Origin of the sequence: Nostoc sp. (genome assembly GCF_035638895.1) — a bacterium.
Lineage (GTDB): Bacteria > Cyanobacteriota > Cyanobacteriia > Cyanobacteriales > Nostocaceae > Nostoc.
Map to the genome: position 1 here is coordinate 1 of NZ_DASQZC010000260.1, position 16,980 is coordinate 16,980.

General features: G+C 42.3%; 11 protein-coding genes. 2 read left to right on the top strand and 9 right to left on the bottom strand.

Annotated elements, in window-relative coordinates; all coding sequences use genetic code 11:
• Positions 1–303 precede the first annotated feature (303 nt).
• The gene (locus VE944_RS12555; protein ID WP_324977460.1) at positions 304–474 is read left to right on the top strand and encodes a hypothetical protein; all 171 of its coding nucleotides are present in this window, start codon (positions 304–306) and stop codon (positions 472–474) included.
• Positions 475–802: 328 nt separating this feature from the next.
• Here VE944_RS12555 and VE944_RS12560 read toward each other — a convergent pair whose 3' ends face one another.
• Positions 803–1,261 (bottom strand): M67 family metallopeptidase, encoded by a 459-nt coding sequence (locus tag VE944_RS12560; RefSeq protein WP_324977429.1) that lies wholly within the window; start codon positions 1,259–1,261, stop codon positions 803–805.
• A gap of 1,316 nt (positions 1,262–2,577) precedes the next feature.
• On the opposite strand from VE944_RS12560, the gene VE944_RS12565 reads away from it, so the two are divergent.
• Positions 2,578–4,611 carry a beta strand repeat-containing protein gene (locus tag VE944_RS12565; RefSeq protein WP_324977432.1) on the top strand — a complete coding sequence of 678 codons (2,034 nt, stop codon included), beginning with the start codon at positions 2,578–2,580 and terminating at the stop codon, positions 4,609–4,611.
• A gap of 84 nt (positions 4,612–4,695) precedes the next feature.
• Here VE944_RS12565 and VE944_RS12570 read toward each other — a convergent pair whose 3' ends face one another.
• The 8 genes from VE944_RS12570 to gatB all read right to left on the bottom strand — a co-directional run bounded on the left by VE944_RS12570 (position 4,696) and on the right by gatB (position 16,794).
• The gene (locus tag VE944_RS12570; protein WP_324977435.1) at positions 4,696–6,021 is read right to left on the bottom strand and encodes a DUF58 domain-containing protein; all 1,326 of its coding nucleotides are present in this window, start codon (positions 6,019–6,021) and stop codon (positions 4,696–4,698) included.
• 32 nt (positions 6,022–6,053) lie between these two features.
• Complete coding sequence (locus VE944_RS12575; protein ID WP_324977437.1) at positions 6,054–6,911, bottom strand: nitrate ABC transporter ATP-binding protein; 858 nt, start codon at positions 6,909–6,911, stop codon at positions 6,054–6,056.
• Between the two features lie 325 nt (positions 6,912–7,236).
• Positions 7,237–9,243 carry an ABC transporter ATP-binding/substrate-binding protein gene (locus VE944_RS12580; protein WP_324977440.1) on the bottom strand — a complete coding sequence of 669 codons (2,007 nt, stop codon included), beginning with the start codon at positions 9,241–9,243 and terminating at the stop codon, positions 7,237–7,239.
• 101 nt (positions 9,244–9,344) lie between these two features.
• On the bottom strand, positions 9,345–10,184 hold the full coding sequence (ntrB, locus tag VE944_RS12585) for a nitrate ABC transporter permease (RefSeq protein WP_324977443.1): 840 nt from the start codon (positions 10,182–10,184) through the stop codon (positions 9,345–9,347).
• A gap of 83 nt (positions 10,185–10,267) precedes the next feature.
• On the bottom strand, positions 10,268–11,650 hold the full coding sequence (locus VE944_RS12590) for a CmpA/NrtA family ABC transporter substrate-binding protein (RefSeq protein WP_324977447.1): 1,383 nt from the start codon (positions 11,648–11,650) through the stop codon (positions 10,268–10,270).
• Positions 11,651–12,225: 575 nt separating this feature from the next.
• Complete coding sequence (locus tag VE944_RS12595; protein WP_324977450.1) at positions 12,226–13,407, bottom strand: protein kinase family protein; 1,182 nt, start codon at positions 13,405–13,407, stop codon at positions 12,226–12,228.
• Positions 13,408–13,481: 74 nt separating this feature from the next.
• Complete coding sequence (gene argJ, locus VE944_RS12600; protein WP_324977454.1) at positions 13,482–14,723, bottom strand: bifunctional ornithine acetyltransferase/N-acetylglutamate synthase; 1,242 nt, start codon at positions 14,721–14,723, stop codon at positions 13,482–13,484.
• A 595-nt stretch (positions 14,724–15,318) separates the two neighbouring features.
• Positions 15,319–16,794, bottom strand: coding sequence for an Asp-tRNA(Asn)/Glu-tRNA(Gln) amidotransferase subunit GatB (gatB, locus tag VE944_RS12605; RefSeq protein ID WP_324977457.1), 1,476 nt, complete (start codon positions 16,792–16,794; stop codon positions 15,319–15,321).
• Between the last annotated feature and the right edge of the window lie 186 nt (positions 16,795–16,980).

Below are 16,980 nucleotides of genomic sequence, written 5' to 3' on the forward strand. Positions count from 1 at the left end.
CTCAATCGCGCTATTAATCTTGCTAGAGAGGTTCCCTATCAAATCTTTGTAGAAGATGCGACAGCCAAACTCAGAGAAATCCAACAAAAAAAATCATGGTTTTCATTAATAAAATCATGGTTTTCATTCACAAAATCATGATTTTCATTCACAAAATCATGATTTTCATTCACAAACTCATAATTTTTGCGCTAAACACTGAATTATTTGTTATTTTAGATACTAATTTTGAGGATTATACTGAACTAATATCTAGCTTTAGTGAGGCAAACTAGCTCTAAAGCAGATAAAAAGGATATATTTATGTCGCGTCAAAAACGTACATACCGCGTTTTAGAAAAAGCTGAATTCAGAACGGCGGGACTTAAAGCCATCGATCCGACTATGGATTTTGGCAATGGGCGCAACTTGGAAAGTATGACACAACTAATTGAATTGCCCATTAGTGTCAACTTAAGCAAAAAGTCAGCATAAAATTTAATCTAAGAATATCAAATTAGATGTTCTTAGATTATATCATGAGTAAAAAACGTTAGTATTTAAATGTTTTAATCAAATAGCGATCGCTATTTTAAGATAAGGCTTAATTCCCCGACTAATATTATGTCCGCTTGATTGCTTATTAAACTCGAAGAACCCCACCCCGCCAAAGCTATGCTTTGTCTCCCCTCCCCGCTTGCGGGGAGGGGTTGGGGGTGGGGTTCTTTTATTATGGGTAATTTAGCGGACATAACATAATATATAATTTCTATTTTGGAATTTCATTTCATACTTCAATCCAGCAAAGTCTGAAATTAAGCTGTTAAATTATATTTTCAATAGCCTCTGCTTGGAAATGATGAGTATCATCAAGGCTCCAGCTTAGGAGTTCGCCAGCTTTGCCCTTTTGAACAGAAACTATTATATATGAATATCCTTGCCAAGCGTATAGGCGATCGCATTCTGAAGGGATAGCAGGATGATCTGGGTGGGAGTGAAAAATGCCAATAATGTTGAGCGATTTATTGCGTGCTTCCCTTTGTGTTTTTAACATGACTTCGGGTGCGATCGTGTATTGCCGTCTTTTACTTTCTGCTGTGTATTCCCCTGCAAACTCAGCCGCCGCTTCTGTATTCCAGGCATTTTCTGTTGGTATGACTTCCACCACAATTTTACCCCCATTAGCCAAATAGCCCAAAATTAGACCACAGCACTCATCTGGATAGGTGCTTTCTGCATGGGTGCGGATAGTTTGCAAATGTTCTTGGCTAAGTTGGATCATCTCTGCGTTTGTAATTTTAGTAACCTATAACGATTTTTACACAGATATAAAATATTGCTAGTCTACGTCTAGCAATAACCGCAGCGATCGCATTATTCAAATATGTATTTTGTATCACTCATTTAAATATTTGCCTACTACTTTCTGAAAATTATTGCCTAGAAACTAAAACAATATGAAGAAGAGACAAAGTTTAGTATTTGTATATACATCTATGGGCAAATGATGTGAAGAGTTCACTTCAGGTAAGTCAGTTTACCATCGGCACATCTGCAACAGCGATCGCTCAACGGAGAATGCCAGGTGCTTAAGATAGCATCTTGCATTCAATTTATTAATGCAATGAATGTTAATAGAAAATAGTGTTGGCTTACTTTGTCTTAAGCCGCCCTAGCTACGGCAAGCCACGCTTTACATGTCTACAGGTGTCTTTAATTCCTCAACTTTCGGCATGTGTATAGATCATTTATCAGTTTTACTAGTTAATTTGGGCTATGTCTCCATTTCTACACTTATGTACATGTACTTGTTATTACTTAGATATAGTACATTGCCACACAGTTTCTTTATCTTGCTCACTGGGTAAGCGTAGCCTAACCTAAGCGATCGCCACGATTAATTCTATATTTTTTATTATTCTTTCAACCATCTAACAAGTTTTCCCCCTTGGAAGCCTTGATTCAAACCACTTTTTGTCTGTTGCTTTCTGCAAATAAATCCTTGACTAGAAAAATGTTAGAGATACGCAAAACAAGTATTCATCTATACAATTGCAGCAACTAATATGAAGAGTATACAAAGATGTGTTTTAAGTATAGACATCTCGGTAAATATTCATATATGGTTATTACAGATGGTTATTAGAGTGTTATTTAAATGTTCTCTATTTTAAACTAGACACCCACGGGCAATAGTCCACAATGAGAGTATGAAAATTCCTTTATCTATTTTCAAGATAACAGTACTTACATATTGAAAAATTAAAGTATGGAATGTGAGTTTCAGGCATTTAAGGTTAATTTGCCGAGGTTTTTCAGTGATTGATATTCAATCAAGGATGATTAGAAAAAGCCTAAAACAACTTATTTAAGTTGATACACACAGTCATGAATTTGTACAGTGTGTGAAACTTTAATACTTAGATAAGTGCTACTTGCAAGCTTGTCAATAGGATAAATTTTCGATAATAATTACTGTTCCTCAGCAGTGACATAAAAAACTTGCCGAAAGTTTCAATTCTCGGCTAGTTAGTTGTGCGCTAAAACAGCACTTAGAACTTACGTTACTCCAACAATCGATTAAATAAGGTAAAAATTATGACAAATATCATTGGAACCAGCAGTAATGATACTCTACTGGGCAGTAACACTGCTGACACGATTAAGGGTCTTGCAGGTAATGATACCATTACAGATCAAAAGGGTAATGACACCCTGACCGGTGGCGGTGGCAAAGATAAATTTATTTACAATTTGGGCGACGGCACTGATACCATCACCGATTTTGGTGGGGTAGGTAAAGGCACAAACCCGACAGCAGCAGTGATTGCCGAAGTGGATACTATAAAATTCCAAGGTGCTGGCTTAACTGCTAGAAATCTGCTGCTGACCAAGAATGACAACAACCTAGAAATCACCTTTGAAGGGGTGACTGGGACAAAATTAATCCTCCAAAACTTCAACTTAGAAAACTTGGATAACCTGAAAGCTTCTGGAACAATACCAGATATTGGTAATATCCTATTTAATGGGCAAACTAGCATTACCTCCAGCTTTAATGTCCTAGATGCCAGTTCCACTGCAACGAGCTTAGAAATTAAGAATACTGTAACCTTTCTTAATGACCTATCCAACAACATTAAGGGTTTAGATAATTCAGATGATGTCATTAATGGTCAGGGCGGTAATGACAAAATCGACGGCTTAAGTGGCAACGATTTGCTGCGCGGTGGTACAGGCAATGATACCCTCATTGGTGGTGCAGGGAATAACACCCTCTTTGGTGGTACTGGCAGCGATTATTTAGACGTTAATTTTTCAACAGGCAATAACCTATTAGATGGTGGCGATGGCAATGATTCTCTTAGTGCCTTAGGTGACTACGATGTGGTTTCTGGTAATAACACCCTCAACGGTGGCGCTGGTAACGATAGCTTGAGTGCTGACAGTTCAGCAGGCAATAACCTACTCGATGGTGGCAATAGCAATGATTCTCTTAGCGTCTCTGGTAGCTACTATGACCCTGAAGTATCTGGTAATAACACCCTCAACGGTGGCGCTGGTAATGATAGCTTGAGTGCTTTCTATTCAACAGGCGATAACTTCTTGGATGGTGGCGACGACAATGATTATCTTAACGTCAATCTTGCCAATGGTAATAACACCCTCAACGGTGGTCTTGGTAACGATTCTTTGAGTGCTAACATTTCAACAGGCAATAACCTACTGGATGGTGGCGATGGCAATGATACTCTTAGTGCCTCTGACTTCGAGGGCTACAGGTTTGATAACACCTCCGGCAAGAATACCCTCAATGGTGGCGGTGGTGACGATTACTTGAATGTTAACTATTCACGAGGGGCTAATCTGCTCAATGGTGGCGATGGCAATGATACTCTCACAGGCTCTAACTACGGCTACGGTTACGGAGGAAGGTGTTATACTTGCACTGGCAATAACACCATTAATGGTGGTGCTGGTGCGGATAACTTGATTGTTGACTATTCATCAGGCCATAACCTGCTCTCTGGAGATGATGGTAATGATATTCTTAGTGCCTCTGGCTACGAGTACGACGAACAGGGCGAGTTTGGCAAAGGAGTCTATCGCAGAGCATCAGGAAATAACACTCTCAATGGTGGCGCTGGTGCTGATAACTTGATTGTTGATTATTCAACAGGCACTAATTTGCTCTTAGGGGGCGATGGCAACGATACTCTTAGTGCAAATAACGCATTAGGTAATAACACTCTTGATGGTGGTTTTGGTAATGATATCATTACAGGTGGCAACGGTAATGACACTCTAATTGGAGGGGATGGTACTGATACCTTTGCTTTCAATAGTTACAATGAGGGTATTGATAGTCTTTATGACTTCAACGCCACTAATGATTTGATTCAGGTATCGACTACTGGCTTTGGTGGCAATTTAGCAACACCTTCAGTCTTTGCAAGTCAGTTTAGCATCGGCACATCTGCAATCACTAATGCTCAACGATTCATTTATGACAATGTTACAGGTGGACTGTTCTTTGATCAAGATGGTAGTGTGTCTGCATTTACTCAGGTAAAATTTGCACAATTATCTGCTGGATTATCACTAACCGAAAACAATTTTGTGGTTGTTTAATGGTGATTAGCGTTTCATTTCTTTAGGTAAGTATTGCGAGGTGCTGAAAATTGCACCTCGCATTTGATGAATCAATGCAATTCACTAAAGTTGATTCCGGGCTTTGAGTTGCAGATATCGCTCAACTAACTGATCGGCAATTTGATTTGCTGGTGCATCTAGTACTAATACACCTTTTTGCTTCAACTGAGCATAAGCTACTTGTCGTTGCATTAATAAATCTAGTGACACTGCACGGGCATAAGCATCTGTAACATCATCTGTGAAAGTATGTGCTAAACAATCAACTTGCGGATCTCGCAGAGTCACACAAAAGGGCAGATAGCGGGGTGCTAGCTTGGAGAGTGCAGCCAGAAGTTCTGTAGAAGCGGTGACATCAATTAAGTCGGTAATCACGACTACCAGCGCCCTGCGAGTTTGTCGCTGCACAACATTTGTCACCGCCCCCAAATAATCAGATTCAAATAATACTGGTTGAATTGGTGTTAGGCGATCGATTAGCTGATTTAAATGATGTTGACCGCGTTCTGGGGGAATCCACGTATGCATCTGGCGGTCAAATACACCAACACCGACGCGATCGCCTCGATGTAACCCCGCCAATGCTAAGGATAAAGTTGCATTCAAACCCCAGTCAAATCTCTGCAAATTCTGCACTTTTGCTGTCATCAACCGACCGCGATCAAGCAAGATAAATAAAGTTTGTTCCTGTTCGGGTTCTAGAACCCTCACCAGTGGCGTTGCATTATTATATGCCCCAACCCGACGGGCGGTAGCTTTCCAGTCAATAAACCGTAAATCGTCACCAGTCCGATAGTTCCGCAGTTCGGCAAACTCTGTACCTATACCAGTTTTGCGGGATTGGCGCATTGATCCTGATGATTGCAATGTTAGACGAATTGTGAGCGATCGCAATCCCACTAAATCAGGATAAACTTTTACTTGCAGACTTTGGGGAATTTGCCAATCATCCCAAGCTAATCCCCAAATTCCCAACTGTCGAACTTGGATATTTCCCCAAGGAAACTCGCCGCGCTGTGTTGGATTGACGGTATATGTCAATTCTTGGGTGGTATTACTGGGAATAATAGCGCGGAGTGTGGTTGCAGATATGCCAAATCCTGTTGGGTAGTAATCGCAGATTTCAATTAGGGCGTTGGCAATTGGCGATGTTACTTTGAGCACCACTGGATTATCCCGCCCAATGGATAATCGTGACGGTAATTCGCGGGTAATTTGCACGCGAGAACGCCGTACCTGCAAACCATCTATAATCATCAATCCGAGAACGATCGCATCAAATAGCAAAGTGATGGCGATGGTTGCTTTAATGCTGAAAAAAAGGCATAGGATCGGGGCGATCGCTATACCTAAAACCAACAATAAATAAACTCGTCTGGAAGGAACCATTTTTTAGAATGAAAACTTAGGAAAAGATTAGCTTAACCTACGTCATCATGGGCAAAGCGATTAAAGAGGAAATCTAGGGCATAATTACGTAGTTGGTAGTATTGTGGATCTTCCATAATGCGGGCGCGATCGCGGGGACGAGAAAAAGGAATTTCCATGACTTCGCCAATTTTCGCATGAGGGCCGTTAGTCATCATTACCAATTTATCTGCTAAAAATAGTGCTTCGTCGATGTCGTGGGTAATCATCAGCACTGTACAACGGTTATCACCCCAAATTTTCAGCAATTCTTCTTGTAATTCTTCTTTGGTGATGGCATCCAGCGCCCCAAAAGGTTCATCTAAAATTAAGACTTTCGGGCGAATCGCCAAAGCACGGGCGATGGAAACCCGTTGTCTCATCCCGCCGGACATTTGCATTGGTTTCTTTTCCATTGCATCAGCCAGTCCCACCATTGCTAGATGATCGCGCACGATCGCTCTTTTTTCAGCTTGTGGTTTGTTGGGATAAACGGCGTTAACAGCTAAATAGATATTTTCAAAAGCAGTTCGCCAAGGTAGCAAGGCATAGTTTTGGAAAACAACCATCCTGTCTGGGCCTGGCTTGGTAATGGGTTCTCCTTCAAGTAACACTTGCCCGGAGGTGGGAAAGTTAAAACCGGATACCATATTTAACAGTGTCGATTTGCCACAGCCAGAGTGGCCGATAACGCAAATAAACTCGCCCTGTTCTACGTTGAGGTTAACGCCGTCGAGTACGGTGAAGGGGCCTTGCTTTGTCGGATAAACTTTGGTAACGTCTTTAATTTCTAGAAAAGGTCTGCGGCTGGTGGTTGCAGTAGCGAATGGTTTTCCTAATGTGTTTGTAGCTGTTGAGTTGGAGTTTGGCATGGTATTTGGAGATTAAAAAGCTTAGTGTTAAAGTTCAAAGATTCGTTGACTCAGAATTTGCGCCCGTCTCCACGACCGCCTCAGAATGAATTCTGAGGCTTATAGCTAAAGTCTTCTAAAGAAGACTAAGTAAGGGTTTTAGTCCACTTGAGTGGACTTGGGCTATTAGCCTGAGAATAAATTCTCAGGCGGGATAGGCAGGTGCAAGATATAACTTGAGGGAGTTCAAAGCCTCATTAACGAAGTTCAGAGGTTCATTAATGGAGTTCAGAGGTTCGCGTATGATGTGCTACTTCTTCCACTTCCTCTTTCTCTCAGCATTCTTTTATGACGCGAGTCTCCTTCTCGGTGCATCAAGAACAACTTCCGCGACTGAAAAATCACGTTTAATTTTTAAGTTGTTGAGATAAGCGATCGGATCATCAGCGTTAAAGGGAGTACCATCAAACATTTGGATCGGTTGGCGAATATAGCTAATATCTAAACCTAATTCTCGTGCGGCGGTGCTGAAAACACGCACGCGACACACCCGTTCAACAACTTCTACCCAATTTCTGGGGAAGGGAGTGTCACCCCAACGCGCCAATTGACTCATAATCCAAATTTGTTCGGTGCGACTGGGACGGTTGATTGCGGAATCGGAATAAAACTGGAGATGGGCATAGTCTCGCAATGGATGGTCTAAGTCACAGGTGAGACTATCTGGATCTTCGAGTTGAATGTATTCTAAATCAGTGCTGACATAATCTCGCCCTGCTAAAATTTGCCGAATTTCTTGGGTATTTTCGGGATTTGCACAATACACGCAAGCTTCTAACAAAGCTTTGGTTAAGGCGATATGCGTATTTGGATAATTTTCTGCCCAATCTTCCCGCACACCAAGAACTTTACCGGGGTGTCCCAGCCAAACTTCTAAATCCGTAGCGATGGTAAAGCCGGCACCTTCTACAGCAGCGCGATAATTCCAAGGTTCACCCACGCAGTAACCATCAATGCTTCCAGCTTTGAGGTCGGCTACCATCTGCGCTGGGGGAATGGTCTTCATATCCACATCGCTATCGGGGTCAATTCCACCAGCCGCTAGCCAGTAACGCAGCAACAAGTTGTGCATCGATGCGGCATGTACTACTCCCATTGTGTGCCGTTGGTCACGGGTGCGAAGCAGGTATCTTTTAAAATCTGATAAGGTTTGTACACCTTGGTCGAGAAAGCGTTTTGCCAAGGTAATAGCGTTACCGTTGCGAGTCATGGTGAGGGCGGTGACAACGGGCAGAGGTTGGTTATTATGTCCTCCCAAGGTTAACCACATCGGCATCCCTGAAGGCATTTGCGCCGCATCTAAATAACCGCCACTTATGCCATCTTCTATACCCCGCCAGCTACTTTCCCGCACGAGGTTAACTTCATCTAAACCATGCTTGACAAAAAAGCCTTTTTCTTTAGCAACAGCTAAAGGGGCGCAAGCTGTTAGAGGTAAAAAGCCAATTTCTAGGTTAACTTTTTCTAATCCATGACGGGCAACGTCGGCAGTTTTGCGTGCCCGAATTTTCTTGATGCGTTTCTGCTGATTAAGGAAGTAAATCATCTCACTTCGCAAGCTGTAGTAGCTGGGATGTTCTACTACTTCCATCCGCTTGCGGGGTCTGGGAATATCCACTTCTAAAATATCGCCAATTTTAGATTCGGGGCCGTTGGTCAGCATCACAATCCTGTCAGATAAAAGCACCGCTTCATCTACATCATGTGTCACCATCACGGCGGTAACTTGATTTTCTTCGCAAATTTGCATGAGTTGTTCTTGCAAATTGCCGCGTGTGAGTGCATCCAATGCACCAAAGGGTTCATCTAGCAAGAGTAATTTGGGACGAATCGCTAAGGCGCGGGCGATCGCAACTCGCTGCTTTTGTCCACCTGATAACATTCCTGGTTGTTTATCAGCATGGGGACGCAAACCCACCATATTAATATGTTTTTCGATAATGGCGTTGCGTTCGGCTGCGGGTAAACCCTTCATTACCGAGTCCACGGCGAGGGCAATATTTTCTCTTACCGTCCGCCAAGGTAATAGCGAATAATTTTGGAACACCACCATCCTGTCTGGGCCGGGTTTGGTGATTTTTTGTCCTTCAAGAGTGACAAGACCCTCAGTGGGCAAATCCAAACCCGCAATCATATTTAATAGAGTAGATTTGCCGCAACCGGAGTGACCAATCAAAGAAACGAATTCTCCTTTTTTAATTTGAAGATCGATTCCTTTGAGGGCGACATATTTGCCACCACCAGTTAAGTCAAAAACTTTTTCAATTTGATCAACAGCTACAAACATACTCATTAGTCCTTTGTCATTAGTCTTTTGTCTTTCGCCATTAGCCCTTAGTACGTGGTCATTAGTCCTTAGCTTTCTACAAATGACCAATGACCAATGACTAATGACTATTTCTGCTCTGCTGGTAAAATCTTGTTTTGAAGCCAACCCATCATTTTATCTAGCACCAAGCCGACAATGCCGATATAAATTAGAGCTAAAATAACTTCGCTGACGTTGTTATTTTGATAAGCATCCCAGATAAAAAAGCCAATTCCGACAATACCAGACATGACGATTTCGGCGGCAATAATCGCTAACCAAGCTAAACCGATCGCAATTCTCAACCCGGTAAAAATGTAGGGTAATGCCGCAGGAATCAAAATATTAGTGAAATATTCTTTGCGGCTAAGTTGCAGAACTTTGGCGACGTTGTTGTAATCTTGGGGAATTTGGGTAACACCGACAGCAGTGTTAATTAAGATGGGCCAAATGGCGGTGATGAAGATTACGAATAATGCTGCGGGTTCGTTTTGTCGTAAAGCTGCTAAAGAAATCGGTACCCAAGCTAGAGGTGGTACAGTCCGCAATAATTGAAAGATGGGATCTAAAGCTTTGGACATTGTTTGATTAACCCCAATCAAAATGCCCAAGCCAATACCAACGATCGCAGCTAGGGTATAACTGATAGCAACCCGTTGCAGACTAGCGAGAATCTGCCAAAATAGACCTTTATCAATGCCACCTCGGTCATAAAATGGCCAGAAAATGAGAACCCAAGTGTCTTGGATAACTTGTATTGGCCCTGGTAATGTGGCTCCCGGAATCCAAGCGAAGAGTTGCCAGAGAACGAGGAAGATTGTGATGGCGATCGTTGGTGGTATCAGGTCAGGAAATTGCTTTTTTAGGCTGGATATAAACCCATTACTCAATCTAGGACTTGCAGGGCGTTTTTGAGCTATTGTCATGATGCTGTAATCTCCTCAAATTTTATTTGTGTATTTGTCCTAGACGCGATTCATCGCGTCTCTACAAGAGTTTAATCGTGCCTCTAAACACTGACCTTTTTGATTTTCAGACTCTTCAAATATTCTTCTGGCTTTTCGGGGTCAAATTTGATGCCATCAAAAAACTCTTCTACACCACGGGATGTATTTGTAGGAATATCAGCACTAGCAATACCAGCTTCTTTTGCAGCTTCTTTCCAAATATCTTCGCGGTTTACCTTGTTAATAAGTTCCTTAGCCTTAGCAGCATTATTGTCTAGGTAATCTTTTGGTAAGAATCCCCAGCGAACGTTTTCAACTATAAACCATAAATCATGACTCTTGTAAGGATAAGAAACGCTACCTTTTTCATCTTTCCAGTAGTACGCAGCCATTGATTTATCATCAATTTTGCGACCATCGCCCATGTCATATTTGCCTTGGTATGGATCTGCCAAAATTTCAGGTGAAGAAAGGTTGAAATAATTTCGCCCAGCCAGAATTTGAGCCGCTTCTTTACGATTATCAAAATTATCTAACCACTGTTGAGCTTCCATAATTCCTTTTAAAATTGCTTTGGTAGCCTTGGGATTTTTATCAACCCAATCGCCTCTGATGGCAAGGTATTCTTCAGGATGATTCTTCCAAATTTCTGCGGTTAATGCTGCTACATAGCCGATTTTGTCTTTAACCAGGCGATAAGGCCAGGGGTCGCCTGTACTAAAGGCATCCATCGTTCCTGTTTGCATGTTGGCGACAGTTTGCGCCGCAGGTACTGTAAGCAACTTGACATCTGCATCTGGATCTAAGCCGCCTGCTGCTAACCAGTACCGAATCCACAAATCTTGGTTGACATGTGGAAAGGTAAATGCAGCCGTAAAGGGTGTTGAAGATTTTAATTCCGTGAATAGAGACTTAGCGCTGGCGAGTTGTAAGCTAATACCTTTGCCTTGGTGCTTGTTTGCGATCGCAATTCCATTTCCATGTGTAATCAATTGACATAATACATACATGGGTATTTTTTGATTGCCCTTGGTAATTAAACCTTCTGTGATTAAATGTGGCATTGGCATCTGCCATTGACCGCCATCTATACCACCACCAGCAGAACCAATTTCTACGTTATCTCTGGCTGCACCCCAAGAAGCTTGTTTGGAAAGGTCAACATTACTCATCCCATACTTTGCAAAAAAGCCTTTTTCTTTAGCAATAATTAGTGGAGCCGCTTCCACAATGGGAATATATCCCAGCTTAACTGTAGTAGTTTCTGGTGTTTGTTCAGGACTAATATTAGCAACCGTTTGAGCAGTTGGTTGTGCTTGAGTGCTTCCACCAGTCAGGTTGTCAGGAGGATTACCCAAGCAGCCTTTGAGGAATACAGCACCCGCAGATGCTCCGGCTGTAAAGATGAATTTGCGACGGGAAATTTGATTAAAAAATTCTTTCATAATATCTCCTGAAAACGTAAATTTTATTTTTATAGCTATGACAATTTAGGCAATAAAACGTTGTGTTTATTGCTGTATTAATGATTAATCAAGCTATATTTGGCAAAGCAACCGCAGCCATTCCATCAATGACGCGGCTACTTGTATAAAAAAACTCGGCTAATTTCTTGACTCTGCTCTAGTGGGTTTTAGAGGTGTCATTCACCTTGTTGAAATCAGTTTACAGCCTTTGAAGCCAAATTGCTCAACTTGGAGTATCAATTTATTAAAGAAATATTAAATTGGATATATAAGAAAAAATTTATCTATTTTCCTTAACTATATGAATAATTTTTAATATATCAACTCTTATTTATGAAGACTATCATGTTTACTTGATGATTGACTCTCGTTACTTCTTTTGTAACTTAATTTTAGTAGTTATTTGTCATATATAAGTTTTTATTTATCACAACCATTATGTTATCCCTATAATTTAGGAGCGCACTGCGGTAAGAGCGAGATGGTAAGGCTGGGAAAGTTGTAGACCTAAGCAAATACCCCAAATAGGTGTGTTTTTTATCTAGCGATCACAACTATCTGCTGTTTCCAACACTAGGAATAAACCCTGTCTCTTTAAGCAGCAGCCCTAGTTCTGCGTGACGAAGTTTAGTGTCCTTGTTGTTGTTTTCCCACATATCAGAAAAGAACTTTTGCATCAGCGCAATGATGCTGCGGTACTTAACGATGCTGGCAACATAGAACTCATCTAACTTCATGACTCCATCAGCATGTATCTGCTCGATATTGTCGAGTAATATAGACCGCAGTTCATAAGGTTTTAAGCCTTCTTTTATGCCATATTTTTCCATAATCCTGCGTTTATCGTTCTCCGAACACAAATCATACGGCGATCGAATAAGATGGCCAAGATTCCGCAGGACTTCTCCATAGTCATAAAATGTATTCTGCTGAAAAAAAGACTTTTCATCTTTTGTCAACCTAAAACTCTTGTCAAGTACCAAACCAAAATCGCTCAAATATATCCGCTTGCCGTCTGTGAGGATGTTGCGAAAATGTGCGTCAAAGTGGATGATTCCCTTCATCCTCAAAAAGGTAATCGTGGTGCGTAAGTCATCCAGGGGTTTGTGAAGTTTGTTAGGGTTTTCCTGCAACCATGTTTCTAGAACATGTGGTACATACTCTAGAAACAGAACCAACTCATAGTTGGCGATCGCTCTATCTAACATATAATTCCCAGCGTTGGCACTATTGCCCCAGTACTCCACATAATCTTTTAGACGTTCCATATCGACATCCGCACGCCGCCCGGAGAAAGGAATAATCCGATAATGGTACATCAGTGGGAAGGTGGCAATTACGCCCGACAATACCCAGTTGGTTGTCTTGATATGGGTAACAAGTTCTCGGAAGACCCCAAAACCAGTGGAACCGAAGCCGTAATTACAGTAAGTTGGGAGATTATAGAGGTTTCTTGTAGAGAACAGGTTGTCATATTCGATGTTTGTAACTGGAACACGTTTCACAAATACCTTGGATTCCCCAAGGACGATGGTGTGATTCATCCCCCAACCCGTGCTAGACTCATTCGACTCACTATGGTCTAAGAGAGAACGCAATTGTGCATTATCCAACTGAGCGATTTGTGAACTGAGCTTGAAGTACCTCTTCCTTCTAAGTTCTATATGCTTTTTAGGCATTTTTCCCCGTCCAGCCACAGCATGAGAGACTGTAAAACTATTCTGATACCAATTCAATTAATGATTGCAACACATCCTTGGCTAAAGACGCGATGAATCGCGTCTCTACAGCGCAAACAATTGGTAGTAGTTTACGTAGTGTATTCGGCGTTAATCCTCACGTAGTCGTAACTCAAATCACAACCCCAAGCTTTACCCACACCATGACCATTGCCAACGTTAACGGAGATTAATACAGTATCCTCTTGGAGATAAGCACCCGCCGTTGCTTTTTTCAAATAAGCACTCGCTGCTGCACGATCAAAAGTTAAGGGCTGCCCGTTTTCTAACATTAAAAAATTCCCTAGCTTAATTTGCAGATTTTCTTGCTCAAAAGGCACACCTGAACGTCCGGCGGCGGCGGCGATGCGTCCCCAGTTAGGATCACGTCCAAAAATTGCAGATTTAACTAAGGATGAACCAGCGATGGTTTTGGCTATTTGTCGGGCTGAAATTTCATCATGGGCCCCTGTTACTTCTACTTCAATTAGACAGGTTGCGCCTTCACCATCACGAGCGATCGCTTTGGCTAAATGCTGGCAAACTGCTGTTAACATCGCCTCTAATTTCTCTGCTTCTGCGCCCCATTCTGTAATTGCTGGGGTACGAGATTGACCATTTGCCAAGGCGATTAAGCTGTCGTTGGTGCTGGTATCACCATCCACAGTAATGGAATTGAAACTTTTATCAGCTGCCCTTGCCAACATCTGTTGCCAAAGAGCTGGCGAAACCACAGCATCACAAGTAACAAATGCCAGCATGGTTGCCATGTTGGGGTGAATCATACCGGAACCTTTGGCAATACCACCAATTCGTACCGGGCGGTCACTTATAGTTGTCTCTAGGGCAATGGATTTTGTTACCAAGTCTGTAGTGATAATCGCTCCAGCGGCGGCATCTGAGCCTGTTTCTGATAGTGCTGCTACTACCTTGGGAATCCCATTTCGCAAAGCATCCATCTTAATTCTTTGACCAATCACGCCAGTGGAAGCCACTAACACAGATTCAGATGGAATGTTTAGTGCTTGACCTACTGCCATAGCAGATTCTAAAGTATCAAGGTAGCCTTGACTTCCTGTAGCGGCGTTTGCTTGTCCAGCGTTGCAGAGGATAGCACGAGCGCTATGTTTAGCTTGCAAGCGTTGGCGACAATATTCTACGCAGGCAGCTTTAACTTGGCTAGTGGTGAACACACCAGCTGCGATCGCTTCTACCTCTGAGAATATCAAAGCTAAATCTGGCAACCCCGAAGGTTTCAACCCTGCGGTAATTCCCGCCGCTTGATACCCCCTTGGTGCTGTGATGCCACCTGTGATTTTTTGCCAATCTGCCATTATTCTTCCTTACAACTATCAAGTTGGATAGGTCAATTTGTGCTTTGGAAAAGTGTAGAGTTAGGAGTTAGGAGTTAGAAGTTGAAAGTTATTAGTTTTTTCCTACTTCCCCTAATCCCTACTCCCCGCTCCCCACTCCCTTTTTTATGAGTTTATTTGCTGATGGCAATAATAAAGCACTAGTTGGCAATTAGCATAATTGTTTTTACCTTTCTTATGACGAAAGACAAAAGCAAAAAAGGAGAGCGACCTAAATGGCTCTCCAGATCATTACGGTGCATCTTTTTATTACACAATATCACTTGTGCCGTAAGGGTTAATACTTATCTATTCAAATTATTTCAAAAAATTTTATGAAGTCTTTACGTAAATACCACATAACTCAAATAAAAAAGAGAGCCACTTAGGCAGCTCTCCAGATCATCAGGGTGCATCTACTTACCACAGCATAGCATTTTAGGTATGGGGGCTGTCACCAGTTTTTATATGAAGATTTCGTGAAGAATGACCGGGAAAATACTTACTTGGGCATTGGGAATTGGGCATGGAAAAGAGGCAGAGGGGAAAAATCTTCTCCCTTGCTCCCTGCTCCCTGCTAGGCGTTCAGTTTTTTCTCCACCAATTCGTTAGTCAGTTTAGGATCGGCACGTTTACCTGTCTTTTTCAGAACTTGTCCGACAAAGAAGCCTTTGAGGTTGGTGTTACCGTTGCGATACTTTTCTAGTTCTTTGGGATTGGCAGCTATGACTTCATCAACGATGGGTTCTAGTACACTAGGATCGGTGATTAACTCTTGACCTGCAAAGGCTTTTTCAGGAGAAATACCAGTGAGCAAATCTGGCAACTTTTCTTTAGCTTGAGCATTGCTAATTTTGCCCGTTTCAATGCGAGTGATGATATCAGCTAGATTGGTGGGAGTTAGGGCGATTTGAGTAATATTGAGTTTTTGCTTATTGAGGTGGGCGGTAATATCTTGAGTAATCCAGTTTGCAGCAGCTTTGGGATTTGCTCCAGATGCGATCGCAGTTTCAAAATATTCCGCTATTGAATGATCTTCTGTCAGGACTCGCGCATCGTAAGCCGAAAGCCCCAACTCACTTTCATAACGATGGCGTTTGTGGGCTGGTAATTCTGGTAGTTCGCTGTGCCATTTCTCTAATTCTGCATCTGTCACCTCAATTGGTGCTAAATCTGGTTCGGGGAAGTAACGGTAATCGCTAGAACCTTCTTTCACCCGCATACTACTTGTGCGTTGAGCGCCTTCTTCCCACAGCCGAGTTTCTTGGATGATGCGATCGCCTGCTTCGATGGCTGCGATTTGACGCTCAATTTCATAGTCAATCGCCCGTTGGATGGCGCTGAACGAGTTCATGTTTTTAATCTCTACCTTAGTGCCAAATTCCTTTCGTCCCACTGGACGCACAGAAATGTTGACATCGCAGCGTAGAGATCCTTCTTGCATATTACCGTCACTCACGCCGAGATACCGGACAATCCGGCGCAACTCTTCGGCATATTCAGCAGCTTCTAATCCAGAACGCAAGTCAGGTTCCGAGACAATTTCTACTAACGGTACACCTGCGCGATTGTAGTCTACCAGAGAATAGGAAGAACCGGAGAGGCGATCGCTACCTGCGTGTACCAATTTTCCAGCATCTTCTTCCATGTGCAGACGTGTGATGCCAATGCGTTTACGAATCGGATTCCCCTCAGCATCTACCAACTCAATTTCTAACCAACCATGTTCTGCGATCGGTAGGTCATATTGAGAAATTTGGTAATTTTTGGGTAAGTCAGGATAAAAATACTGTTTCCGGTCAAACTTGCTATATCTAGCGATTTGACAGTTCAGTGCCAAACCAGTCTTGACGGCGTATTCTAATACTTTTTCATTGAGTACAGGTAAGACCCCAGGTAAACCCATACAAACCGGGTCAATGTTAGTATTTGGGTCAGCACCAAATGCTGTAGAGCTATTAGAGAAAATCTTGGTGTTGGTACTCAGCTGACAATGGGTTTCTAGTCCAATAATCGCTTCATACTCAGTTTTTACGGTTGTAGCAGTGGTCATAATATCAATATTTGGGCATAATCCTTCTTAGGGTACTATTGTAGCGGCGTATTGAGTTGCCCTGAAGACGGTTATTTGGGTGAGCAATGCTTACCCTTATGAGCTTGAAAAGGGAGATGCAAACACAAGGTGAAGAAAATCTTAATTATTGGTTCTGGGGGTGCTGGTAAATCTACCTTAGCCCGC

What these genes read in the sequence shown, in the direction of transcription:
- VE944_RS12580 (WP_324977440.1), bottom strand. Translation starts at nt 9,243, where the DNA reads ATGAGTATGTTTGTAGCTGTTGATCAAATTGAAAAAGTTTTTGACTTA.
- VE944_RS12560 (WP_324977429.1), bottom strand. Translation starts at nt 1,261, where the DNA reads ATGATCCAACTTAGCCAAGAACATTTGCAAACTATCCGCACCCATGCA.
- VE944_RS12565 (WP_324977432.1), top strand. Translation starts at nt 2,578, where the DNA reads ATGACAAATATCATTGGAACCAGCAGTAATGATACTCTACTGGGCAGT.
- ntrB (WP_324977443.1), bottom strand. Translation starts at nt 10,184, where the DNA reads ATGACAATAGCTCAAAAACGCCCTGCAAGTCCTAGATTGAGTAATGGG.
- VE944_RS12590 (WP_324977447.1), bottom strand. Translation starts at nt 11,650, where the DNA reads ATGAAAGAATTTTTTAATCAAATTTCCCGTCGCAAATTCATCTTTACA.
- argJ (WP_324977454.1), bottom strand. Translation starts at nt 14,723, where the DNA reads ATGGCAGATTGGCAAAAAATCACAGGTGGCATCACAGCACCAAGGGGG.
- VE944_RS12570 (WP_324977435.1), bottom strand. Translation starts at nt 6,021, where the DNA reads ATGGTTCCTTCCAGACGAGTTTATTTATTGTTGGTTTTAGGTATAGCG.
- gatB (WP_324977457.1), bottom strand. Translation starts at nt 16,794, where the DNA reads ATGACCACTGCTACAACCGTAAAAACTGAGTATGAAGCGATTATTGGA.
- VE944_RS12575 (WP_324977437.1), bottom strand. Translation starts at nt 6,911, where the DNA reads ATGCCAAACTCCAACTCAACAGCTACAAACACATTAGGAAAACCATTC.
- VE944_RS12555 (WP_324977460.1), top strand. Translation starts at nt 304, where the DNA reads ATGTCGCGTCAAAAACGTACATACCGCGTTTTAGAAAAAGCTGAATTC.